This is a genomic window from Haliea atlantica, assembly GCF_054779855.1.
In genome coordinates, this window is the sequence record NZ_BAAGXL010000003.1 from 649,301 (window position 1) to 668,905 (window position 19,605).

A 19,605-nucleotide genomic window follows, 5' to 3' on the forward strand; every position below is an offset into this window, starting at 1 on the left:
AAGGATCCACAGGAATTGCCCGCCGGGGCCGACCTCGCCCGCGGTCAGTGGTAAGATGTGCGGCTTTTGAGGGCGCCCCGGCGCCCGCAGCCGGACACGGGGACACATGCAATATATTGTCGGTCAACGCTGGATCAGCCACGCGGACAGTCAACTGGGCCTGGGGGTGGTGGTCGAGGTGGAGCCCCGGCGGGTCACTCTCACCTTCCCCGCCGTGGGCGAGGATCGCACCTACGCCATGGACAACGCCCCCCTGACGCGTCTGCGCTTCAAGCCGGGCGATCACATCGCGACGGTACAGGGCGTCGAACTGGTGGTGACCCGGGTCGACGAGCAGATGGGCCTGCTCCTGTATACCGGCACCGACCACCACGAGGAAGAGCTCACCATCTCCGAGCTGGAACTGGATGGCTTCGTGCAGATTGTCACGCCCAGCCAGCGGCTGATGAACGGGCACTTCGATCGCAACAGCGATTTCGTCCTGCGCATGGACACCTTCCGCCACCTGGATCGCCTGCAGCGCACCCCTGTGCGCGGGCTGCTGGGCTCGCGCACCAGCCTGCTGCCGCACCAGGTCTACGTCGCCCACGAAGTCGGGCAACGCCACGCCCCCCGGGTTTTGCTGGCGGACGAGGTCGGCCTGGGCAAGACCATCGAGGCCGGCATGATTCTGCAGCAGCAGTTGCTGACGGGCCGCGCCAGCCGCGTGCTGGTGCTGGTGCCGCCGGCGCTGCTGCACCAGTGGCTGGTGGAGATGCTGCGCCGCTTCCAGCTGCGCTTTGCGCTCTTCGACGCCGAGCGGCTGGCGGAGATCGACGATCCGGCGCCCTTCGACAGTGAGCAGCTGGTGCTCTGCCCCCTGGATCTCTTCGACGAGCCGGCTTACCGCGACCTCGCCCTCGCCTCCCACTGGGACCTGGTGGTGGTGGACGAGGCTCACCATCTGCACTGGTCGCCGGAGCAGGCGGGGGAGGACTACCATTTCGTGGCCCAGCTGGGGGCCGCCAGTCCCGGCCTGCTCCTGCTCACCGCTACCCCCGAGCAACTCGGCGTGGAAAGTCATTTCGCCCGCCTGCGCCTGCTCGACCCCGACCGCTTCCACAGCCTGGAAGCCTTCCTCGCCGAGTCCGAGACCTACCGCCAGTGGAGTGACCTGGTGGATGCCCTGGAGCGCGGGGAGCCCGCGCCCGCGGACCTGCCCGAGGGCCTCGACCCCGACACACCAAGGCCGCAGCTGGTGGAGCAGATCCTCGACCGCTTCGGTACCGGGCGGGTGCTGTTCCGCAACACCCGAGCGGCCATCAGCGGCTTCCCGCAGCGGGTGCTGCACCGGCACCCCCTGCCCTACCCCGAGGCCTACGCCCTGGCCAGCCTGGACCTGGAGGAGCGTCTCTACCCCGAGATGCCCTACCACGACGACAGCTGGCTCAGCTTTGACCCGCGGGTCAGCTGGCTGGTCGACACCCTGAAAGCGCTGCGCCCGGAAAAGGCCCTGGTGATCTGTGCCAATGCCCGCACCGCGGTGGCCCTGGAGCACCACCTGCACCTGCGCGCCGGGATCCGCTCCGCCGCCTTCTACGAGGGCCTGTCGATTCTCGAGCGGGACCGCGCCGCGGCCTACTTTGCCGACGCGGTGAACGGTGCCCAGACCCTGGTCTGCTCGGAAATCGGCAGCGAGGGGCGCAACTTCCAGTTTGCCCAGCACCTGATCCTCTTCGACCTGCCCCTGCACCCGGACCTGCTGGAACAGCGCATCGGCCGCCTCGACCGCATCGGTCAGCAGGGGGACGTCAACATCCACGTGCCCTACCTGGAGGGCAGTGCCCAGGAAACCCTGCTCGACTGGTACGATCGCGGCGTCGGCGTCTTTGCCGAACCCTGCTCCGCCGGCAGCCTGATCCTGGAGCACTTTGAGGACCGCCTGCAGACGCAACTGGAACAGCGCAGCGAAGACTTCGACGCCCTGCTGACCGAGACCGCGGCTTTCACCGACGCCACCCGCCGGGAGCTGCGCGAGGGGAGCGACCGGCTGCTGGAGCGCAATTCCTGCAAGCCCGCCGAGGCCGCGGCGCTGATCGAGCGCATCCGCGACCTGGAGGAAACCGACAGCCTCCAGGGCTACCTGGAGGCCCTCTGTGAAGCCTACGGCGTGGAACACGAATACCACTCCGAGCAGGCCCTGATCCTGCGCCCCACCGATCACATGCTGACCGGCCACTTCCCCTGGCTCGGGGACGAGGGCACCAGCCTGACCTTCGCCCGGGACAAGGCCCTGGCCCGGGAAGACCTGCTGTTCCTCAGCTGGGAGCACCCCATGCTGCTGGAAGCCATGGACATGGTGCACTCCACCGAGCTGGGCAACGCGGCCATCGGCACCCTCAGCCTCAAGGGCATCCCCCCGGCCACCCTGCTGCTGGAGTGCCTGTTCACGGTGAACTGCGTGGCCCCGCGCAACCTGCAGCTGGAGCGCTTCCTGTCCTTCCACCCCATGCGCCTGCTGATGGACGCCCGCGGCAAGGATCTGGCCCGCCTGGTGCCCAGCGCCAGGCTCGACCCGCTGGTGGAAAAGGTCAACAAGCAGACGGCCCTGGCGATCATCCGCCAGGTGCAGAACGATGTGGAGGACCGCGTGACCCAGGCCAAACGGGAAGCCGAGTCGCGCCTGGCGCCGATCCTGAGCGCCGCGGAGAGCGACATGCGCGAGAGCCTGGGTACCGAGCTGGAACGCCTCACGGCACTGCGCCAGGTAAACCCGTCCATCCGCCAGGAAGAGCTCGACCATCTGGCTTGGCGCATCGAGGAGAGTGCCCTGCATATCCAGCACGCCGGCCTGCAGCTGCAGGCACTGCGCCTGATCGTGACGACCTGAGAATCGACGAGGGGGAAAGACGGGCCTGCCGCGGGTCGGCGGGCCCGGAAGATCAGGCCTGGGCCACCAGGCCGCCGTCCAGCACCAGCACGTGGCCGGTCATCCAGGCCGAGGCCCGGGAGGACAGATAGATCGCCGAACCGGCGGCATCCTCGGGGCTGCCGAGGCGGGGGATCGGAAAGTCCTTCACCAGCGCCGCTTCGTCCTCGAGCAGGTGGGCGGTCATCTTGCTGGGGAAGAAGCCCGGGGCAATTGCATTCACATTGACCCCCTGCCGCGCCAGCTCGGCCCCGAGCTGGCGGGTCATGTGGTGCACCGCGGCCTTGCTCGCGGCGTAGCTGTAGTTGTCCATGTGGCTGTTGGTGAGCCCGTTCACGGAGCCGATATTGATCACCCGGGCGGGATCCTCGTCCCGCCGGGCGGCCCGCAGCAGCGGCAGCAATTGCTGGGTCAGGTAGAACATCGACTTGAGGTTGAGGTCCATGACCTTGTCCCAGCCGGTCTCGGGGAATGCCTCCAGCGGGGCGCCCCAGCTGGTGCCGGCGTTGTTGACCAGGATGTGCAGGCCGGATTCTCGCTCGGTGAGTTCCCCCACCAGCTGGCGGACACCCGCCAGGGTCGACAGGTCGACCACCAGCGGAATGCACTCGCCCTGCGCCGAGAGGCGCTCGGCGGTCTTCCGCAGTTCCCCCTCGCGGCGGGCCGTGATGTAGGTCTTCACGCCGTTGGCGACAAAGCCCGCCGCGATCATCTCGCCGATGCCGCGGGAGCCCCCGGTGACCAGGGCCACCTTGTCACTGACGTCGAACAGCTGCCGCATGAGCGCTAGCGCCCCGTCCACACCGGTGCGCGCTTGGCCAGGAATGCCGTGGCGCCCTCTTTCGCGTCATCGCTGTCGATGCAGACCTTCTGCAGCCGTGCCTCGTCGGTAATGGTGGCAGCAACGTCCGCCTCCATCGCCGCATTCAGGGCCTGCTTGGCGTAGCGCAGGGACAGCGGTGCCTTGCCGGCCAGCTCTTCCGCCCAGGCCACGGCCTCGTCCACCAGGGCGTCGGCGGCCACGACGCGGTTGCACAGCCCCCATTCCTGGCAGCGTGCGGCCGCCAGCTTTTCACCGCCGGCGATCAGCTCGAAAGCGCGCTTGCGACCCACCGTGCGCGCCAGATGCCAGGTGGCACCGCCATCCGGAATCAGACCGATTGCCGCAAAGGCCTGGTAGATAAAGGCGTTCTCGGCCATCACCGTGAGGTCGCAAACCATGGCGAAGGCACTGCCGATACCGGCGGCGGCGCCGTTTACCGCGCTGATCCAGGGCTTGGGCGACTCGGTGATCGCCATCAGCGCCGGCTTGTACTCGCGGTTGAGCTGGGCCTCGACGTCGAAGTCATCGGCCTGGGTTTCCGCCAGGTCGGCGCCGGCACTGAAGGCCCGACCCGCCCCGGTCAGCACCACGACACGGATGCTGTCGTCGGCATTCACCGCCTCTGCCGCCGCCAGGATATCCCGGCGCAGGGCGGCGTTGAAGGCGTTCAGGCTGTCGGGGCGATTGAAGCTGAGCAGCGCGACCGAGCCGCGCTGTTCGACGCTTACTGTTTCAAAACTCTCTGGCATGACAATTCCTTGTAGTCTCGGGTCAGCCAATGCTACCGGATTCGCGCAGCTTGCGGACTTCTTCCTCGGCAAAACCCATGGCCTGCAGCACGCTGTCGGTGTCTTCACCCAGGCCCTTGGGCCCGTGGTTGACCTCGGAGGGCGTGCGGCTGAAGCGCGGGGCCGGCGCCGGCTGTACCACACCGTCGACCTCGACATAGGTGTTGCGGGCCTGGTTGGCCGGATGCGCCGGTGCCTCGACGAAGGACAGCACCGGGGCAAAGCAGGCGTCGGTGCCCTCCATGATCTCGCACCACTGGGCTTGGGTCTTGCTGCGGAACACCTCGGTCAGGCGCGCCTTCATCTCCGGCCAGCGCTCGCGGTCGTGCTGGTTGGCGAAGAGGTCCTCGGGTAGCTCCGCCAGCTGGCACAGCAGCGCATAGAACTGCGGTTCGATGGAGCCCACGGCAATGTACTGACCGTCGGCACATTCGTAGGTGTCGTAGAAGGGCGCGGCGCCATCCAGCAGGTTGGCTTCGCGGCGGGAGGCATCCCAGCCGCCGATGGCGTGGAAGCCGTGGAACATCCACATCAGCTGGGCCGCACCGTCGACCATGGCCACGTCGATCACCTGGCCCTTGCCCGAGTTGCTGGTTTCCAGCAGCGCCGCCAGTACACCGTTGACCAGCAGCATGCCGCCGCCGCCCATGTCGCCGACCAGGTTCAGGGGCGGCACGGGTTTCTCGCCGGCGCGACCGGTGGCAAACAGGGCGCCGGTCAGGGAGATGTAGTTGATATCGTGCCCCGCGGCCTGGGCCAGGGGCCCTTCCTGGCCCCAGCCAGTCATGCGGGCAAACACCAGCCGCGGGTTGCGCTTGAGGCAGACCTCGGGGCCCACACCCAGCTTTTCGCAGACACCGGGGCGGTAGGGGTCGATCAGCACGTCGGCATTCTCAACCATGCGCAGCAGGGTCTCGACGCCCTCCTCGCTCTTCAGGTTGAGCACCACCGATTTCTTGCCGCGGCCACTGACATCCTTCATCTGCCGCAGGTCGGCGCCCCCCGCGCGTTCGATGCGGATCACCTCGGCGCCCATGTCAGCGAGGATCATGCCACCCATGGGTGCCGGGCCAATGCCCGCCAGCTCGATGACAGTAAAACCGTTTAGCGGTCCCATGGAATCCCTCCTCAGCGCGGCTGCATGCGAATCGCGCCGTCCAGGCGGACGCACTCACCATTCAGGTAGTCGTTTTCGGCGATGAATACCGACAGGTGGGCGATCTCCTCGGGCCGCCCCAGGCGGTGCGGGTAGCATACGCTGTTTTCCAGGGACTTGTAGGCGGCCTCCGGCAGCGACTCGAACAGCGGCGTGTGGATCAGGCCGGGCACGATGGTGTTGACGCGGATGCCGTAGGCTTCCAGGTCCCGCGCCATGGGCAGCGTCATGCCGACGATGCCACCCTTGCTGGCGCTGTAGGCCAGCTGACCGACCTGGCCTTCCATGGCGGCAATCGAGGCCGTGTTGATGATCACGCCGCGGCCGCCGTCCTGGTTGATCGGGTCGTTGTTGGCCATCTGCTCGGCGGCAAAGCGGGCGACATTGAAGGTGCCCACCAGGTTGACGTTGATCACCGGCATGAACTGCTCCATGGGGAACACGCCCTTCTTGCTCAGGGTCTTGCAGGCGCTGCCGATGCCCGCGTAGTTGTTGCAGATGTGCAGGGCGCCGAATTTCTCCACGATGCCGGCCACAGCCTCGCGGACATTGTCCTCGTCGGCCACATTGACCTTCCAGAAGGCCACCTTGTCGGCGCCCAGCTGGTCGATCACGGCCTGGGCGTTCTGCTCATTCAGGTCGAAGATGGCAACCTTCGCGCCCTTGGCGACATAGGCTTCCACCGTGGCGCGGCCGAGGCCGGAGGCGCCACCGGTGACCAGGGCAACTTTTCCTTGCAGATCCATAACGTTTCTCCTGTCAGAAATTGCGGGTATTGAAGGGTTGGTAGGACTCGCCCAGGCAGTCGCGGCTGATGATCAGTTTCATCACCTCGGACGTGCCGGCGTAAATCGGGGAAATGCGCGCGTCGGTAAACTGGCGGCTGATCGGGTATTCGTCCATGTAGCCGGCGCCGCCATGCAGCTGCACACCGAGGTCCGCGGCAGCCACCTGCAATTCGGAGGTGACCAGCTTGGCCTTGGCCGCATCGACTGCGGTGAGAGCACCGGCGTTGAAGGCGCGCACGCACTGGTCGACATAGGTCTGGGCAAAATCCAGCTGGGAGCGCATTTCCGCCATGCGGAACTGGGTATTCTGAAAGGCCGCCAGGGGCTTGCCGAAGGCCTTGCGCTCGCGCACGAACTCGGCGGTCAGGTCCCAGGACAGCTGGGCCGCGGCCAGGTAGCCGACGGCGCCGATCAGGCGTTCCTCGGCAAGGCCCTCCATGAGATAGACGAAGCCCTTGCCCGGCTCGCCCAGGACATTGGCCTTGGGCACCTTGACCTCGTTGAAAAAGAGCTCAGCGGTATCCTGGGCCTTGAGGCCCATCTTGCGCAGGTTGCGACCGCGCTCGAAGCCCGGCATGCCGCGCTCTACCAGGAAAAGGGTCATGTGGTGGGGATTGTTCTGGGGGTCGGTCTTCGCCGCGACAATGACCAGGTCGGCGTTGATGCCGTTGGAAATGTAGGTCTTGGCGCCCTTGAGCACCCAGTGGTCGTCGGCCTCCACCGCGGTGGCGCGCATGCCCGCGAGGTCGCTGCCGGCGTCGGGCTCGGTCATGGCAATCGCCAGGATGGTCTCGCCGCGCACACACCCGGGCAGGAAGCGCTGGCACTGTTCCTCGCTACCGAAGCGGGTGAGGTAGGGGCCCACCAGGCGACTGTGCAGGGTGGAGTACCAGTCACCGACCCGGGCGTAAGCGGCCTCCTCCATGATGATCTGCTCGAAGCGGAAGTCGCTGTCGCCCATGCCCCCGTAGCGTTCCTCGGGCCAGACCATGAGGAAGCCCTGCTCCCCCGCCTTGCGGAAGGCCTCTCGATCGACAATCCCTGCCTCGCGCCAGCTTTCCATGTGCGGCACAATCTCCGCCGCCAGGAACTTGCGATAGGCATCTCGGAACAACTGCTGTTCTTCGGTGAAATCACGCGGCAACATCACGGGTACCTTTTTTGACATGAGCCCCGGATTATGCGTGGCACCGCAAGGGCCAACAATGACCGCGTCCGACAATTTTATTGACCGGGACGAACAGCGCGGAAATCGCACTATGGCACAATAACAAGCCCGACCCTGCAGCAGGTCGGGTAAAGGGGACCTTCACGCATGCGCAATCTGTCTATTTCGGTCTACTTCGCCCGCGCGGTCCTGCGCAATGCCGTGGCCATAGGGCTCGACCCGATGCAGTTACTGCGCCGCAATCGCATTTCACCGCGGCTGCTGCGGGAGGCCGATGCGCGCATCTCCATCGAACGCTTCGCCGATCTGCAGGTAAGCACCATGCTCGCCATGGGCGACGAGAGCCTCGGCTACGCCACCCGGCGCGCGCCCATCGGCAGCTGGTCGATGATGTGTCACGCGGTCATCGGCAGCGAGACCCTGGGCCAGGCACTGCACCGCTACTGCCGCTTCTACCAGCTGTTCGAATCCTTCCCTTACCTGGTTTTCCAGGAGGACGACGAGGTGGTCCGAATCCGCGTGGTGCAAGACACCCGGCGCCACTGTGACCCCTACATGGTGGAACTGCTGCTGTTCAACCTGCACCGTTTCGGCAGCTGGCTGGTCCAGGAGCACCTGCCCATCCAGGCGGTCAACCTGGCCTACGAGCCGGCGGCCACCGCCGATGACTATCGCCACATGTTCCTGGCCAACCCCGTTCACTTCGGCGCCGCGCACTGCGAGCTGGTCTTCGCCGCCAGCCAGATGGACAAGCGGGTGGTGCAGAACGAACAGAGCCTGCGTCACTTCCTGCGCCACCCGGTGCTGATGATGCTGACCCAGAATTTCGCCCGCAACAGCTGGACCACCCAGGTGCGCGACATCCTGCGCCCGCGCCTGCAGGACCTGCCGGAGCTGGCGGATGTCGCCGCCCGCCTCGACCTGCACCCGCAGACCCTGCGTCGGCGCCTGGCCGCCGAGGGAACGACCTTCAAGGACATCAAGAACCAGCTGCGCCGGGATACCGCCCTGCATTTCCTCGGCAAACAGGGCCTGTCCATCGAGGAAATCGCCCACCGCGCCGGCTTCTCCGAGTCCAGCGCCTTTATCCGCGCCTTCAAGGGCTGGACCGGCGTCACGCCCTACAGTTACCGGAAGGGCATTTAGCGGCCCAGGGCACAGTCCGCTATAGTGTCCGGCACGGAAAGTGTGCAGGGAGCGGACATGTTGCGGAAAGTGGTACGTTGGTGCATCGGTCTCTACCTGGGCTGGGTCCTGCTGGTGATCTTCCTGGTCTGGCCCCTGCTCAACATCCTGCCCCACCACCTGATTCGCGAGCAGCTGCAGCGCGAGTTCCACAGCGAACTGATTCTCTTCAACCCCTTCACCCTGACCCTGGAAGTGCGGCGCGGTGTCCTGCGCGACAGCGACGACACAGCGATGCTGTCGGTGGAATACCTGCACGCCAACCTGGGCCTGGCCAGCCTGTGGCAACGCGCGCTGCTGCTGCAGGACGTCACCGTGCTGGGGCCCAGGGTCCACCTGGTGCAGGGGGCCGACGGCGCCCTCAATCTGCTGGCGATGCTTCCCGAGGGTGAACAAGCGGCACCGCAATCCCCCCCGGGTAAACCCTTTCCCCTGCGGCTCGAGGAGCTCTACCTCAGCGGCGGGGAGGTAACGCTGGAGGACCGCACGCTGTCGACGCCGTGGCGCAGCGGTGTCCACAAGCTCGGGCTGCGTGTCAGCGATCTCTCGACCCTGGCCGGGGAGCGGGGGCTCTACCGGCTCGACCTGGAGGCCAGGGAGGGCGGTGCAATCGGTGCCGAGGGCAGCCTCGCGCTCGGCGACGCCAGCCTGGCGGGCGACCTCGTCATCGACGCACTGCAACTCGCGCCCGCCGTGCGCCGCGCCGATCCGCTGCTGCCCTTTAGCCTGTCGGCCGGCAGCCTGGACCTGTCCTCCGGCTTCGCGCTCGACTGGCAAAACGAGCTTCAGGCCCGGGTGGACGGCGGCCAAATCACCCTGCGCGAGATTGCCGCCCGGCCCCGCGACACCGGCGCCTGGCCGGACACGCACCTGCGCCTGCAGGCCCTGAACCTGAAGGCCCTGAACCTCGACCTGGCGGAACAGCGGCTCGGGGCAGAGTCCCTGGCACTGCGGGGCCTGGATGTGTCTGGCTGGCAGGAGGGGGAACAGATCAGCCTGCTGGCACTGCTGCCGGCGGCCGAGCCGGAAAGCGGTGACACCGCGGCAAAGGCCGAACAGCCGGCGGAGACGGGGGAGCAGGCCGCGGGAGTGGATACCTGGCGCGCCTCCCTGGAACAGCTGAGCCTCACCGAGGGCCGCGCCCACTGGCGCAGCCCCTTTACCGAGCCCGCGCTGACCGTGGCACCGATCAGCGCCGAGGTCCGCGAGCTGGAGTGGCCGGCCGAGGCGGCCTCACCGCTAGCGCTGAACCTGCGCATCAACCAGACCGCGACGTTTTCTCTCGACGGCGAGGTGGACGTCGGTCGCGGCAGTGGCCAGCTGGAAGCCAGCCTGCAGTCGCTGCCCCTCGCCTGGTTCGCCCCCAACCTGCCCGCCGCCCTGCGCGCGGAAATCGGCGATGGCCACCTGGGCAGCGAGGCCCAGCTGACCCTGCAGGATTTCACCCCCTCTAGGATCTCGCTGGACGGCGGCATCGAGGATTTCCTGATCCTGATTCGCGGCGCCGACAATGAATTGACCAGCTGGGACCAGCTCGCCTGGCAGGCGGTGGACATCGACCTGCCCCAGCGCCAGGTGACGGTCGGCAGCGTCCTGCTGGACGGCTTTAGCGGGCGCCTGCACATCGACCCCCAGGGGCGGGTCAACCTGACCCGGGTGCTGGCGGCCGACGACGACACGCAAGCCGCCTCGGGCGAGCGCGAGGGCGCGCCCGATGGCGGCGAACAGCTCGCTGCGCAAAGCGAGGCATCGCCCACGGAAACCGCGAGTGACAGCACTGCATCCGGGCCCGACGCGGAGCCGGCGTCCCCGGACTGGCAGGTCGCGGTCCCGGAAATCCAGGTGGCCGACAGCGCACTGGACTTCATGGACGAATCCCTGCCGATCCGCTTTCGCACCGTGATCGGCGACCTCGAAGGCAGCATTACCGGCTTCCGCCTCGACCCCGAGGCCCGCGTGGTGATCGATCTGGACGGTGCGGTAGACGGCTATGCCCCGGTCTCCCTGAGCGGGCATGCACTGCCCCTGCGCAGCCCGCCCGACCTGGAGCTGGCGCTGAATTTCCGCGGCATCGACATGGCGCGGCTGAGTCCCTACTCCGCCACCTATGCGGGCTATGCCATCGAGCGGGGCACCCTGACCGTGGACCTGAACTATCAGCTGGAGGACAGCCGTCTGCAGGGGCGCAACCAGGTGGTGATCAGCCAGCTGCGCCTGGGAGAGCAGGTGGATTCCGAGCGCGCTCTCGACCTGCCCCTGCGGCTCGGCATTGCCCTGCTCACCGACAGCCGCGGCGTGATCGACCTCGACGTACCGGTCAGTGGCGACCTGAACAACCCGCGCTTCAGCCTCGGCAGCGTAATTGCCGGCGCCTTCGTCAACCTCCTGCGCCAGGCCGTCACCGCGCCCTTCAACCTGCTGGCGAGCCTCGTGGGCAGTGAAGCGGATCTGCGCCAGGTGGACTTCACCGCCGGCAGTGTCGACCTCGATGAGCACAGTGCCGGCAAGCTCGGAGACCTCGCCGCGGCCCTGCAGCAGCGCCCTGCCCTGGAGCTGATTGTCAGCGGCCAGGTCAACCCGAAGACCGATGGCCGCCAACTGCGGGAAGCGCGCCTGCGGGATGAATTGCTCGCCCAGGGGCTGAGCCCGGCGGATCTGGAGCAGCGCAGCGAGGCCTGGACCGCGGCCATCGACCAGCGCTATGCCGCGCTGCCGGCTACCACTGCCAGCGCGGAAGCGGAAAAACCCTCCACCCAGGCCCGCTACCGCGCCGTGCGCGACGCCGTGGCGCTGCCGGAGACTGCGCTGCCGGCCCTCGCCAGCGAGCGCGCGGCGGCGGTCAAACGCTTCCTGGTCAACCAGGCGGGCATCGCGCCGGAGCGGATTACCATCGACAGCGCCGATGACAGCGAGTCCGGCAGCAGCGCCGCCATCATGGAAGTGGCGGCCTGAGGCTTCAGGGGGCGCGGCGCAGGGGGCCGCCGCAGCGACGGCATTGGTAGCGCGCCTCGCCGCGCTCCTGCCGCCGGTGGCGGGTGGTCGACAGGCTGTGCTCGCTGCAGTCACAGCGGTAGCGGAATCGGCGCTGGCGCCGCTGGGGCAGGCCGCTGATATCGCGATCGAAAGTGACCCGGGGCTCCACGCCAAAAAAACACATCCAGGCCTGCCACTCGGCCCCGTGGGGCCGCGTGCGGCGGCGGGGAAACTGCCACCAGACCAGGTAATGCGCCACCTCGTGGGGCACGGTTTCGCTCAGGTTCTCGTCGTAGTAGCGGGCAAAAATCCAGGGATTGAAGCGCAATTCACACTCGCGCCCCCTGGCCCGGAACATGCCGGCACTACGCCCGGAAAGGTCGAAGCGCACCGGCGGTACCGGCACGCTGCGGCCCAGTTCGAGGGAAGCCAGATGCAGGTAGTCGCGGACCGCCGAATCCACCGCTCCCCGCTGCAGGGTGTCGAGAACCGGTGCGCGCTCAGGCATCTGCGCCGGCCTCCCCGCGCTCCCGGCACAGGGCCAGCCAGGCGCGCAGCGCCGGCCCCTGGTACTTCTGGCGGTGCAAGAGGATGCCCAGGCCGCGCCGCAGGTCCCGCCCGGGGACGGCCACGGGCACCAGGGAACCGCGGCGGAAGGCGTCCTCCAGGCTGATGCGCGAGAGACAGCCGAGCCCCAGTCCCGCCTCGACCGCGCGCTTGATCGCCTCCGTGTGCTGCAATTCCAGGACCACATTCATCGATGCCAGTATACCGTGCATCGCGCGATCGAAGGCCTGGCGTGTGCCCGAACCGGGCTCGCGCAGGATCCAGTCCTGGGCCACCAGGCCCGCGTCATCGAGATCTCCCCGCGCCAGCACCGGGTGCCCGGGCGCGGCAAACACGCAGAGCTCATCACCCCGCCAGGGCTGCAGGGACAGGTCCGGGTGATTGAACTCCCCCTCCACCAGGCCCATGTCCAGGGTGTAGTCGGCCACCCGCGCGGCGATGCTCGCCGTATTGGCCACCTCCAGCTGGACATCCGCCTCCGGATAACGCTCGCGGAAGGCGGCGATCATGGGTACCGCCAGATAGTTGCCGATGGTCAGCGTGGCCCCTACCCGCAGGCGCCCGCGCACGCTGCTGCCGCCGAGGGACTGCTCCAGCTCCCGGGCCCGGGCCAGGACGTCCTCCGCCGGCGCGCGCAGCTCGCGCCCGAACTCGCTCAGGTACAGCCGCTTGCCGACACGGTCGAAGAGGACCACATCAAACTGCTTTTCCAGGTCGCGCAGGGCGCCGCTGACCGCCGACTGGGACAGGGCGAGTTCGACGGCGGCCTGGCTGACGCTCTCGTGGCGGGCGGTGGCGAGGAACACTTCCAGCTGTCGCAGGGTATAACGCATGGCAGACCCTCCCCGGGCAAACTGCGCACTATTCGGTTTTTCCGCAATAGAATACCAGAAAAAACTGATTTACCGATATAAGGTGGGCGCCTATGCTGTCGCCATCCATTCAGGGAGGTATCAGCACCATGGCAACATTGCTGCGCGAACAGGTCACTTCAGTGCACCACTGGACCGACCGGCTGTTCAGTTTCCGCACCACCCGCAACCCCGCGTTCCGCTTCGAGAACGGGCATTTCACCATGATCGGCCTGGAGCACGAGGGACGCCCCTTGTTGCGAGCCTACAGCATGGCCAGCGCCAACTATGAGGACGAGCTGGAGTTTTTCAGCATCAAGGTCCCCGATGGCCCGCTGACCTCGAAGCTGCAGGGCATCCAGCCCGGCGACGAGGTGCTGGTGAACAGCAAGGCCACCGGCACCCTGGTGATGGACCACCTGCTGCCCGGCAGGAACCTCTACCTGCTGGCCACCGGCACCGGCCTGGCGCCCTTCATGAGCATCATCCGCGACCCGGAGATCTACGAGCGCTTCGACCGCGTCATCCTCACCCACGGGGTGCGCTGGGTGTCGGAGCTGGCCTACCAGGACACCATCACCCAGGAGCTCCTGGAACACGAGTACCTGGGCGAGGCGGTGCGCGAGAAACTGCTCTACTACCCCACGGTCACCCGCGAGCCCTTCCGCAATACCGGCCGCCTGACCACCTTGCTCGAGAGCGGCAAGCTCCCGGCGGATCTCGGCCTGGGGGACATCGACCCCGAGCACGACCGCTTCATGCTCTGCGGCAGCCCCTCCATGCTCAAGGACCTGACCGGCCTGCTGGACGCCCGCGGCTTCACGGAATCCCGTCACGGCAAGGCGGCCCACTACGTGATCGAGCGGGCCTTCGTGGAGTCCTGATTCAGCAGGCGTCCTCGACCCGCAACTGCTCCCGCAGCTCGCGCTTGAGAAACTTGCCGTTGGCGTTGCGGGGCAGCGGCTGGTCGAGGAACCACAGGTAGCGCGGCACCTTGAAGGCCGCCAGCAGGCCCGCGCAGTGGGCCCGCAAATGTTCCGCGTCCACGCTGGCGCCCTGGCGCAGGTGGATGGCGGCACCCACCTCCTCGCCCAGGCGCTCGTCGGCAACCGCAAACACCACACACTCGGCCACGGCGTCGTGGGCGAACAGGGCATTCTCCACCTCGGCGCAGTAGACGTTCTCGCCGCCGCGCAGGACCATGTCCTTGGCCCGGTCGACCAGGAAGATGAAGCCGTCCGCGTCCATCCAGGCGATATCGCCGGTGTGCAACCAGCCCTCGGTGATCGACTCCGCGGTGGCCTCGGGCCGGTTCAGATAACCCTTGATGACCGGCGCTCCGCGCACCCACAACTCGCCGATCTCGCCGGCGGGCAGGTCCTCGCCGCGGGGCCCCACGCACTTGGCCTCGAAGGTGGGCAGTGCCGGGCCCACGCTCTCGGGCTTCTCGGCGAAGAACTCCGCCGACACGGCGGCAATGATGCCGCAGGTTTCCGTCATCCCGTAGCCGGTGTTGGGCCGCGCGCCCCGGGTCTGCTGCTGGATCTTGCTCACCAGGTCCGGTTGTACCGCGGCACCGCCACCCCCGAGCACCGATAGCGACGCGGTGTCGAAGTCGCCGAAGCGCGGGTGCATGAGCATCTCGCGCACCATCATCGGCACCCCGTTGAACGTGGTGACCCGCTCCCGCTCGATCAGCCGCAGCGCCTCCAGCGGATCCCACTTGTACATGTGCACCAGCTTGCCCCCGGCCAGGGTGGTGGCGTGGGCAACACAGTTGTTGGCGGTGACGTGGAACAGGGGTGTCGCCACCAGGGAGTTGGGCGCCGGCGTGCTGCCGGGGGCCGGCGCTTCCGCGCCGCGGGCCCGGGCCAGGGCGATGGGCTGCACGGTGTTGATGAAGGCGATGTTGAGCACATTGTTGAGGCAGCCGCGGTGGGTCAGCCGGGCCCCCTTGGGGCGGCCGGTGGTGCCCGAGGTGTAGAAAATGCAGGCGTCGTCGTCGGGATCGATCGCCGCCTCCGGCAGCTCCGGCGGCGCGTTGATCACATCCACCCAGTCGGTGGTCCAGGCCGGGGCGGCATCGCGCAGGCGCACCGCCACCACCTGCAGTTCGGGGAAGCCGTCGCGAATCTCGGCGAAGCGCTGCAGGCGCTCGCGGTCGCAGATCAGCACCCGCGGCGCCGAGTCCTCCAGGGCGAACTGCATCTCGTGGGCCACCCACCAGGCGTTCATGCCCACCACCACCGCCCCCATGGAGGTGATCGCCCAGTAGGCGAGCATCCACTCGGGATAGTTGCGCATGGCGATCGCCACCCGGTCGCCCGGGCGCACCCCGGCGCCATGCAGCCACTGGCCGATGCTGGCGACGAATTCATGGGCCTGCCGGTAGTCACAGCGCTCGTCCTCGAAGACCAGGTAGTCCTTGTCGCCGTGGCCGGCGGTGCCCAGCCAGAATTCGCGCAGGGACGGTGGCGCATGCGCATAACAGCGCACTGGCGCGCCGTTGACCTGTGCGCTGGTGACTTCAAACAGTTGCCCGGGAGCAGTCAGCTCCTGCCAGGCCTGACGGAGTTCCTGATACACGTGGCGCCTCGCTATGTCGTTATTGTCAACATCAGCATACCCGCAGCGCCGTGCGCGCTCAACGCCGACTCATGCTGTTGGGCCAGGTCAATTTTTTTGTCATGGGGTATCATTGCCTCGCCACCCCGCAGCCGACAGACTGCCGCGGCTATCAGCCCGAGACACAGGAAAGAGCATGAGCGCACAGCAACTCGACACCGAACGTCTTGCCCGCTACCTCGCGGAGCACATCCCCGACTTTGGCGGCGACCTCAAGGCCGAGAAGTTTCCCGGCGGGCAGTCCAACCCGACCTTCAAGCTGACCGCCAATGGTCGCGAGTACGTGCTGCGCCGCAAGCCACCGGGCGAGCTGCTGCCCTCGGCCCACGCGGTGGACCGGGAGTTCCGGGTCATGACCGCCCTGCGGGACACTGATGTTCCGGTACCCAAAACCTACGTGCTGTGCGAGGACGAGAGCGTCATCGGCTCCATGTTCTTTGTCATGGAGTGCCTCCAGGGCCGCGTGCTCTGGGACCCCGTGCTGCCGGAGGCCCGCGACAACGCCGAGCGCGCCGCCTACTACGACAGCATGAACGCCACCCTGGCGGCCCTGCACAACGTCGATGTGAACGCCGTCGGCCTCGCCGACTACGGCAAGCCGGGCAACTACTTCGAGCGTCAGCTGGGCCGCTGGACCAAGCAGTACCGCGCCTCGGAAACCGAGACCATCGCCGACATGGAGACCCTGCTGCGCTGGTTGCCCGCCAACATGCCCGAGGACGATGGCACCGTCAGCCTGGTCCACGGCGACTACCGCCTGGACAACGTCATGTTCCACGCCAGCGAGCCGCGCATCATCGCGGTGCTGGACTGGGAGCTCTCAACCCTGGGTCATCCGCTGGCCGACCTGGCCAACCAGTGCATGGCCTGGCTGCTGCCGCGGGAGAGCGCCATGAAGGGTCTCGCCGGTGTCGACCGCGCCTCGCTCGGGATTCCCTCGGACGAAGAGTACGTGGCACGCTACTGTGAGCGTACCGGCCGCAGCGGTATCGACAACTGGGATTTCTATATCGTGTTTTCCCTGTTCCGCCTCGCCGCCATTCTCCAGGGCGTGAAGAAGCGCGCCCTCCAGGGCAATGCCTCCAGCGCGGAAGCCAACGCCAAGGGCGACCTGGTCAAGCCCCTGGCCGCCCTGGCGGTGCAGCGCATCCCCTGAAGTCATCCGGTCAACCGGGGCGGGCGTAACAACCCGTCCCGACTGCACCGGAGTCCCCATGCATTTTCACCGCGACGACCTCGCCGGGCTGGAGTCGCGCTACCGCGCCGCCCTGGTCAACTCCCTCACCGGCTTCAAATCCGCCAACCTGGTGGGTACCGCCGACGAACACGGCCAGACCAACCTGGCGATCATGAGCTCCGCGGTGCATCTCGGCTCCCACCCGCCGCTGATCGCCTTGGTGATTCGCCCCGACCCGGTGGAACGACACACACTCTCCAACCTGCTCGCCAGTGGCTGCTATACGCTCAACCACGTCCGCGCCGAGTGGCTGGAAGCGGCCCACCAGACCGCGGCGCGCTACCCCCGGGAACAGTCGGAATTTGCCGCCACCGGGCTCTCCGAAGGCTGGTGGCCGGAGTTCCCGGCTCCCTTCGTGCGCGAGGCGACGATTCGCATGGGTCTGCGCCTGCGCGAGCACCAGGAACTGGCCATCAACCGCACCCACCTGGTGACCGGCGAAGTGACGCAGCTGGAGCTGCCGGAGGACTGTCTGCGCGAGGACGGCAGTGTGGACCTGGAATCCGCTGGCAGCCTTGCCCTGAGCGGGCTCGACAGCTACCACGCCACCCGGCGGCTGCGCCGCATGGCCTACGCCAAACCGGATCGCCCGCCGCGGGCGGTGGAAGGCCCCGCGGACTGAGGCTCAGGCGGCCCGCTGGCCGGCGTCCGTGTTTTTCTTGCCGCTGCCAGCCCCGGCCTTGCGCGGGGCGCGTTTGCCGGCACTGCCCTTGGCCGCCGCACCCTTGCCGGTAGCGCCCTTCGCCCTGGCGGCCTTGCCCGCGGTGCCCGCACTGCGACGGGATGCCGCCGGCGGGTTGCGGCGCCGCCTTGCCGCCGGCTTGCCCAGGCTGGCCGTGGCCTGGTGTTCGCGCAGCGCCTCGCGGTCGGTGCGGGTGGGCGTGGGACGGCGACGGGAGGAGCGCGGCCGGTAGAACTCCTCCGCCGAGGGACGCAGGTCACCGTACTCGAACCGCTGCAGCAGCTCCTCCATGGTGCGGCTGATCCGCGTGCAGATACGGATGGCCTCCACGTTCGGGTAGCAGGAGTGTGCGCCCCCCTCCATCAGATCCACCAGTTCCTTCTCGGTGAGGTGGGAGAGCAGGCGCGTCGGGTTGTACCAGCGGAAACTCGGCACGATATTGATATCGCCGCTGTACTCCTGGTCCAGCAGGGAATGGATGCCGTTCATCAGCAGGTTGAAGCGCGGCCAGTTCTCGCCCTTCTTCTGCACGATGCCGCGATAGAAGTTGAGCACCTCGCGCCCGATACCCACGCCCAGGGTACCCAGCGCTGCCGCCACCGGGCTGCTGTCGCGATTGCCGTGGAGGAAGGGGGTCGCCACCGGGTTGACCATGCTGACGATGTAGTGATTGGTGCTGTAGAGCCGCGACAGGCGCTTGGCTGGCAGGTCGTCGGCCACCGAACCATCCACCCAGCGCCGGGTAGGCAGGTAGGGCTGCGGCTCATCGTGCACGTTGCGGGCCATCAGCATCACTGGCGGAAAGATGCCGGGCACGGCGCAGGAGGCCATCACCGCCGAGCGCACATAGACGTTGGGCGAGGTGATGGCGTTGAGCAGCCGCGAGCGCTGGTGCGCTTCCGCCGGCGCCACAGTGACACTGATCTGGCGCCCGGTCTTCTCGTAGGCCTCCTGGAAGGTCATGTCGGGGATCAGCCGGTTGATGATGTTTTCCAGGTCGGTGATGTCGAGTTGCGGATGGTGTCCGGGGAGCAGGCGCGAGAATACCGTCGCCTCGCGCCGGGCCTCGAAACTGATCTTGGCCGGGTCGAGGAAATCGCCGAGCTCGGCGTCGGTATGGGTCCCCAGCACACCGGCGATCAGGGAGCCGGCACTGGAGCCGGAGATCACCCGCGGCAGCAGCCCCTGCTCCAGCAGAGTCTTGACCACGCCCAGGTGATAAAAACCGAGCACCCCGCCGCCGCTCAGCATCAATGCCGAACGGCCAAAGCAGATATTGGCGCGATAGAAGAAATCCAGCTTGTCCTGGACCGGGATCACCGAATCCGGCAACTCGGCGAGGTAGCGCAGGGCATCATCGACTTCCTCGATGTACTGCTCGATCAGGTGCTTGGTACCGAACTTGGCGCGCCGATACAGGGAGCTGCGCCCCATGCCGCCCATGTTGCCGTGAATGCCCTCGTTCAGCGTGAACAACAGGCCCTGATCGTCGTGGCGGGCGCGCAGGTTGCGCAGGCGATCGAGCCGCAGCCGGATCTGTGCATAGTCGTACTGACTGGTCTGGTCGACTTGCCGCCAGCGCTGCTGACCGGACAGCTCGTCGTGCTGCAGGGCCATTTCGCGCCACTCGGCATAGCTGCCGGCGCTGTCCATCTGGCGCTCGAGTTCGCGCAGCTTGCGGGCCTTTCTCACGGAATCACCTCCACTCAGGGCGAGTGCTCCCAGCTTACTGCATTCTGCCGGCCGGCGCACAGGAGGCACGGGCCTCTGGTCATTGCCCCGGGGATGCACCGACCTCGCCGCAAGTGCCTGATTTACCGGGGTATCACAAAACCCTCACAAACATATCACGGC

Annotated in this window: 15 protein-coding genes; 6 read left to right on the forward strand and 9 right to left on the reverse strand. The window is 67.3% G+C overall.

From position 1 onward, the window contains the following. Positions 1-106: 106 nt before the first annotated feature. Positions 107-2,869 carry an RNA polymerase-associated protein RapA gene (gene rapA / locus ACYVGS_RS03035; protein ID WP_460587158.1) on the forward strand — a complete coding sequence of 921 codons (2,763 nt, stop codon included), beginning with the start codon at positions 107-109 and terminating at the stop codon, positions 2,867-2,869. 52 nt (positions 2,870-2,921) lie between these two features. Here the strand turns inward: rapA and ACYVGS_RS03040 are convergent, their stop codons facing one another. Genes ACYVGS_RS03040 through ACYVGS_RS03060 form a run of 5 tightly spaced genes read right to left on the reverse strand, consistent with a single transcriptional unit; the run spans position 2,922 to position 7,610 of the window. Beyond that, on the reverse strand, positions 2,922-3,689 hold the full coding sequence (locus tag ACYVGS_RS03040) for a Rossmann-fold NAD(P)-binding domain-containing protein (protein WP_460587159.1): 768 nt from the start codon (positions 3,687-3,689) through the stop codon (positions 2,922-2,924). A 5-nt stretch (positions 3,690-3,694) separates the two neighbouring features. Continuing rightward, a complete protein-coding gene (locus tag ACYVGS_RS03045; protein ID WP_460587160.1) occupies positions 3,695-4,480 on the reverse strand; it encodes an enoyl-CoA hydratase/isomerase family protein in 786 nt (261 codons plus the stop codon). Between the two features lie 22 nt (positions 4,481-4,502). Continuing rightward, positions 4,503-5,636: a CaiB/BaiF CoA transferase family protein gene (locus ACYVGS_RS03050; protein WP_460587161.1), complete on the reverse strand. Its 1,134-nt coding sequence runs from the start codon at positions 5,634-5,636 to the stop codon at positions 4,503-4,505. Between the two features lie 11 nt (positions 5,637-5,647). Next, a complete protein-coding gene (locus tag ACYVGS_RS03055; RefSeq protein ID WP_460587162.1) occupies positions 5,648-6,421 on the reverse strand; it encodes a Rossmann-fold NAD(P)-binding domain-containing protein in 774 nt (257 codons plus the stop codon). A 13-nt stretch (positions 6,422-6,434) separates the two neighbouring features. Beyond that, positions 6,435-7,610 carry an acyl-CoA dehydrogenase family protein gene (locus ACYVGS_RS03060; protein ID WP_460587163.1) on the reverse strand — a complete coding sequence of 392 codons (1,176 nt, stop codon included), beginning with the start codon at positions 7,608-7,610 and terminating at the stop codon, positions 6,435-6,437. Positions 7,611-7,778: 168 nt separating this feature from the next. Here ACYVGS_RS03060 and ACYVGS_RS03065 point away from each other — a divergent pair, with 168 nt between their 5' ends. Next, on the forward strand, positions 7,779-8,777 hold the full coding sequence (locus ACYVGS_RS03065; RefSeq protein WP_460587164.1) for an AraC family transcriptional regulator: 999 nt from the start codon (positions 7,779-7,781) through the stop codon (positions 8,775-8,777). A gap of 57 nt (positions 8,778-8,834) precedes the next feature. After that, positions 8,835-11,768, forward strand: a complete 2,934-nt coding sequence (locus tag ACYVGS_RS03070) for a DUF748 domain-containing protein (protein ID WP_460587165.1) — start codon at positions 8,835-8,837, stop codon at positions 11,766-11,768. Positions 11,769-11,772: 4 nt separating this feature from the next. On the opposite strand, the gene ACYVGS_RS03075 is transcribed toward ACYVGS_RS03070, so the two are convergent. Both ACYVGS_RS03075 and ACYVGS_RS03080 read right to left on the reverse strand, forming a co-directional pair. After that, entirely contained in the window at positions 11,773-12,297 is a 525-nt protein-coding gene (locus tag ACYVGS_RS03075; protein ID WP_460587166.1) for a SprT family zinc-dependent metalloprotease, read from the reverse strand. Further along, complete coding sequence (locus ACYVGS_RS03080) at positions 12,290-13,189, reverse strand: LysR family transcriptional regulator (RefSeq protein ID WP_460587167.1); 900 nt, start codon at positions 13,187-13,189, stop codon at positions 12,290-12,292. Before ACYVGS_RS03080 ends, ACYVGS_RS03075 begins: the two co-directional genes overlap by 8 nt. Positions 13,190-13,317: 128 nt before the next feature. Between ACYVGS_RS03080 and ACYVGS_RS03085 the strand changes: the two genes are divergently transcribed. Further along, positions 13,318-14,091: a ferredoxin--NADP reductase gene (locus tag ACYVGS_RS03085; protein WP_460587168.1), complete on the forward strand. Its 774-nt coding sequence runs from the start codon at positions 13,318-13,320 to the stop codon at positions 14,089-14,091. Between the two features lies 1 nt (position 14,092). On the opposite strand, the gene ACYVGS_RS03090 is transcribed toward ACYVGS_RS03085, so the two are convergent. Beyond that, complete coding sequence (locus ACYVGS_RS03090; RefSeq protein WP_460587169.1) at positions 14,093-15,793, reverse strand: class I adenylate-forming enzyme family protein; 1,701 nt, start codon at positions 15,791-15,793, stop codon at positions 14,093-14,095. Positions 15,794-15,968: 175 nt separating this feature from the next. Here ACYVGS_RS03090 and ACYVGS_RS03095 point away from each other — a divergent pair, with 175 nt between their 5' ends. Further along, positions 15,969-16,988: a phosphotransferase gene (locus ACYVGS_RS03095; RefSeq protein WP_460587170.1), complete on the forward strand. Its 1,020-nt coding sequence runs from the start codon at positions 15,969-15,971 to the stop codon at positions 16,986-16,988. 58 nt (positions 16,989-17,046) lie between these two features. Continuing rightward, a complete protein-coding gene (locus ACYVGS_RS03100; protein ID WP_460587171.1) occupies positions 17,047-17,691 on the forward strand; it encodes a flavin reductase family protein in 645 nt (214 codons plus the stop codon). 3 nt (positions 17,692-17,694) lie between these two features. On the opposite strand, the gene ACYVGS_RS03105 is transcribed toward ACYVGS_RS03100, so the two are convergent. Beyond that, the gene (locus tag ACYVGS_RS03105; protein WP_460587172.1) at positions 17,695-19,443 is read right to left on the reverse strand and encodes a DUF3336 domain-containing protein; all 1,749 of its coding nucleotides are present in this window, start codon (positions 19,441-19,443) and stop codon (positions 17,695-17,697) included. Positions 19,444-19,605: the final 162 nt, after the last annotated feature.

Coding starts and splice junctions, on each gene's coding strand:
- rapA (WP_460587158.1), top strand. CDS start 107: ATGCAATATATTGTCGGTCAACGCTGGATCAGCCACGCGGACAGTCAA.
- ACYVGS_RS03040 (WP_460587159.1), bottom strand. CDS start 3,689: ATGCGGCAGCTGTTCGACGTCAGTGACAAGGTGGCCCTGGTCACCGGG.
- ACYVGS_RS03045 (WP_460587160.1), bottom strand. CDS start 4,480: ATGCCAGAGAGTTTTGAAACAGTAAGCGTCGAACAGCGCGGCTCGGTC.
- ACYVGS_RS03050 (WP_460587161.1), bottom strand. CDS start 5,636: ATGGGACCGCTAAACGGTTTTACTGTCATCGAGCTGGCGGGCATTGGC.
- ACYVGS_RS03055 (WP_460587162.1), bottom strand. CDS start 6,421: ATGGATCTGCAAGGAAAAGTTGCCCTGGTCACCGGTGGCGCCTCCGGC.
- ACYVGS_RS03060 (WP_460587163.1), bottom strand. CDS start 7,610: ATGTTGCCGCGTGATTTCACCGAAGAACAGCAGTTGTTCCGAGATGCC.
- ACYVGS_RS03065 (WP_460587164.1), top strand. CDS start 7,779: ATGCGCAATCTGTCTATTTCGGTCTACTTCGCCCGCGCGGTCCTGCGC.
- ACYVGS_RS03070 (WP_460587165.1), top strand. CDS start 8,835: ATGTTGCGGAAAGTGGTACGTTGGTGCATCGGTCTCTACCTGGGCTGG.
- ACYVGS_RS03075 (WP_460587166.1), bottom strand. CDS start 12,297: ATGCCTGAGCGCGCACCGGTTCTCGACACCCTGCAGCGGGGAGCGGTG.
- ACYVGS_RS03080 (WP_460587167.1), bottom strand. CDS start 13,189: ATGCGTTATACCCTGCGACAGCTGGAAGTGTTCCTCGCCACCGCCCGC.
- ACYVGS_RS03085 (WP_460587168.1), top strand. CDS start 13,318: ATGGCAACATTGCTGCGCGAACAGGTCACTTCAGTGCACCACTGGACC.
- ACYVGS_RS03095 (WP_460587170.1), top strand. CDS start 15,969: ATGAGCGCACAGCAACTCGACACCGAACGTCTTGCCCGCTACCTCGCG.
- ACYVGS_RS03100 (WP_460587171.1), top strand. CDS start 17,047: ATGCATTTTCACCGCGACGACCTCGCCGGGCTGGAGTCGCGCTACCGC.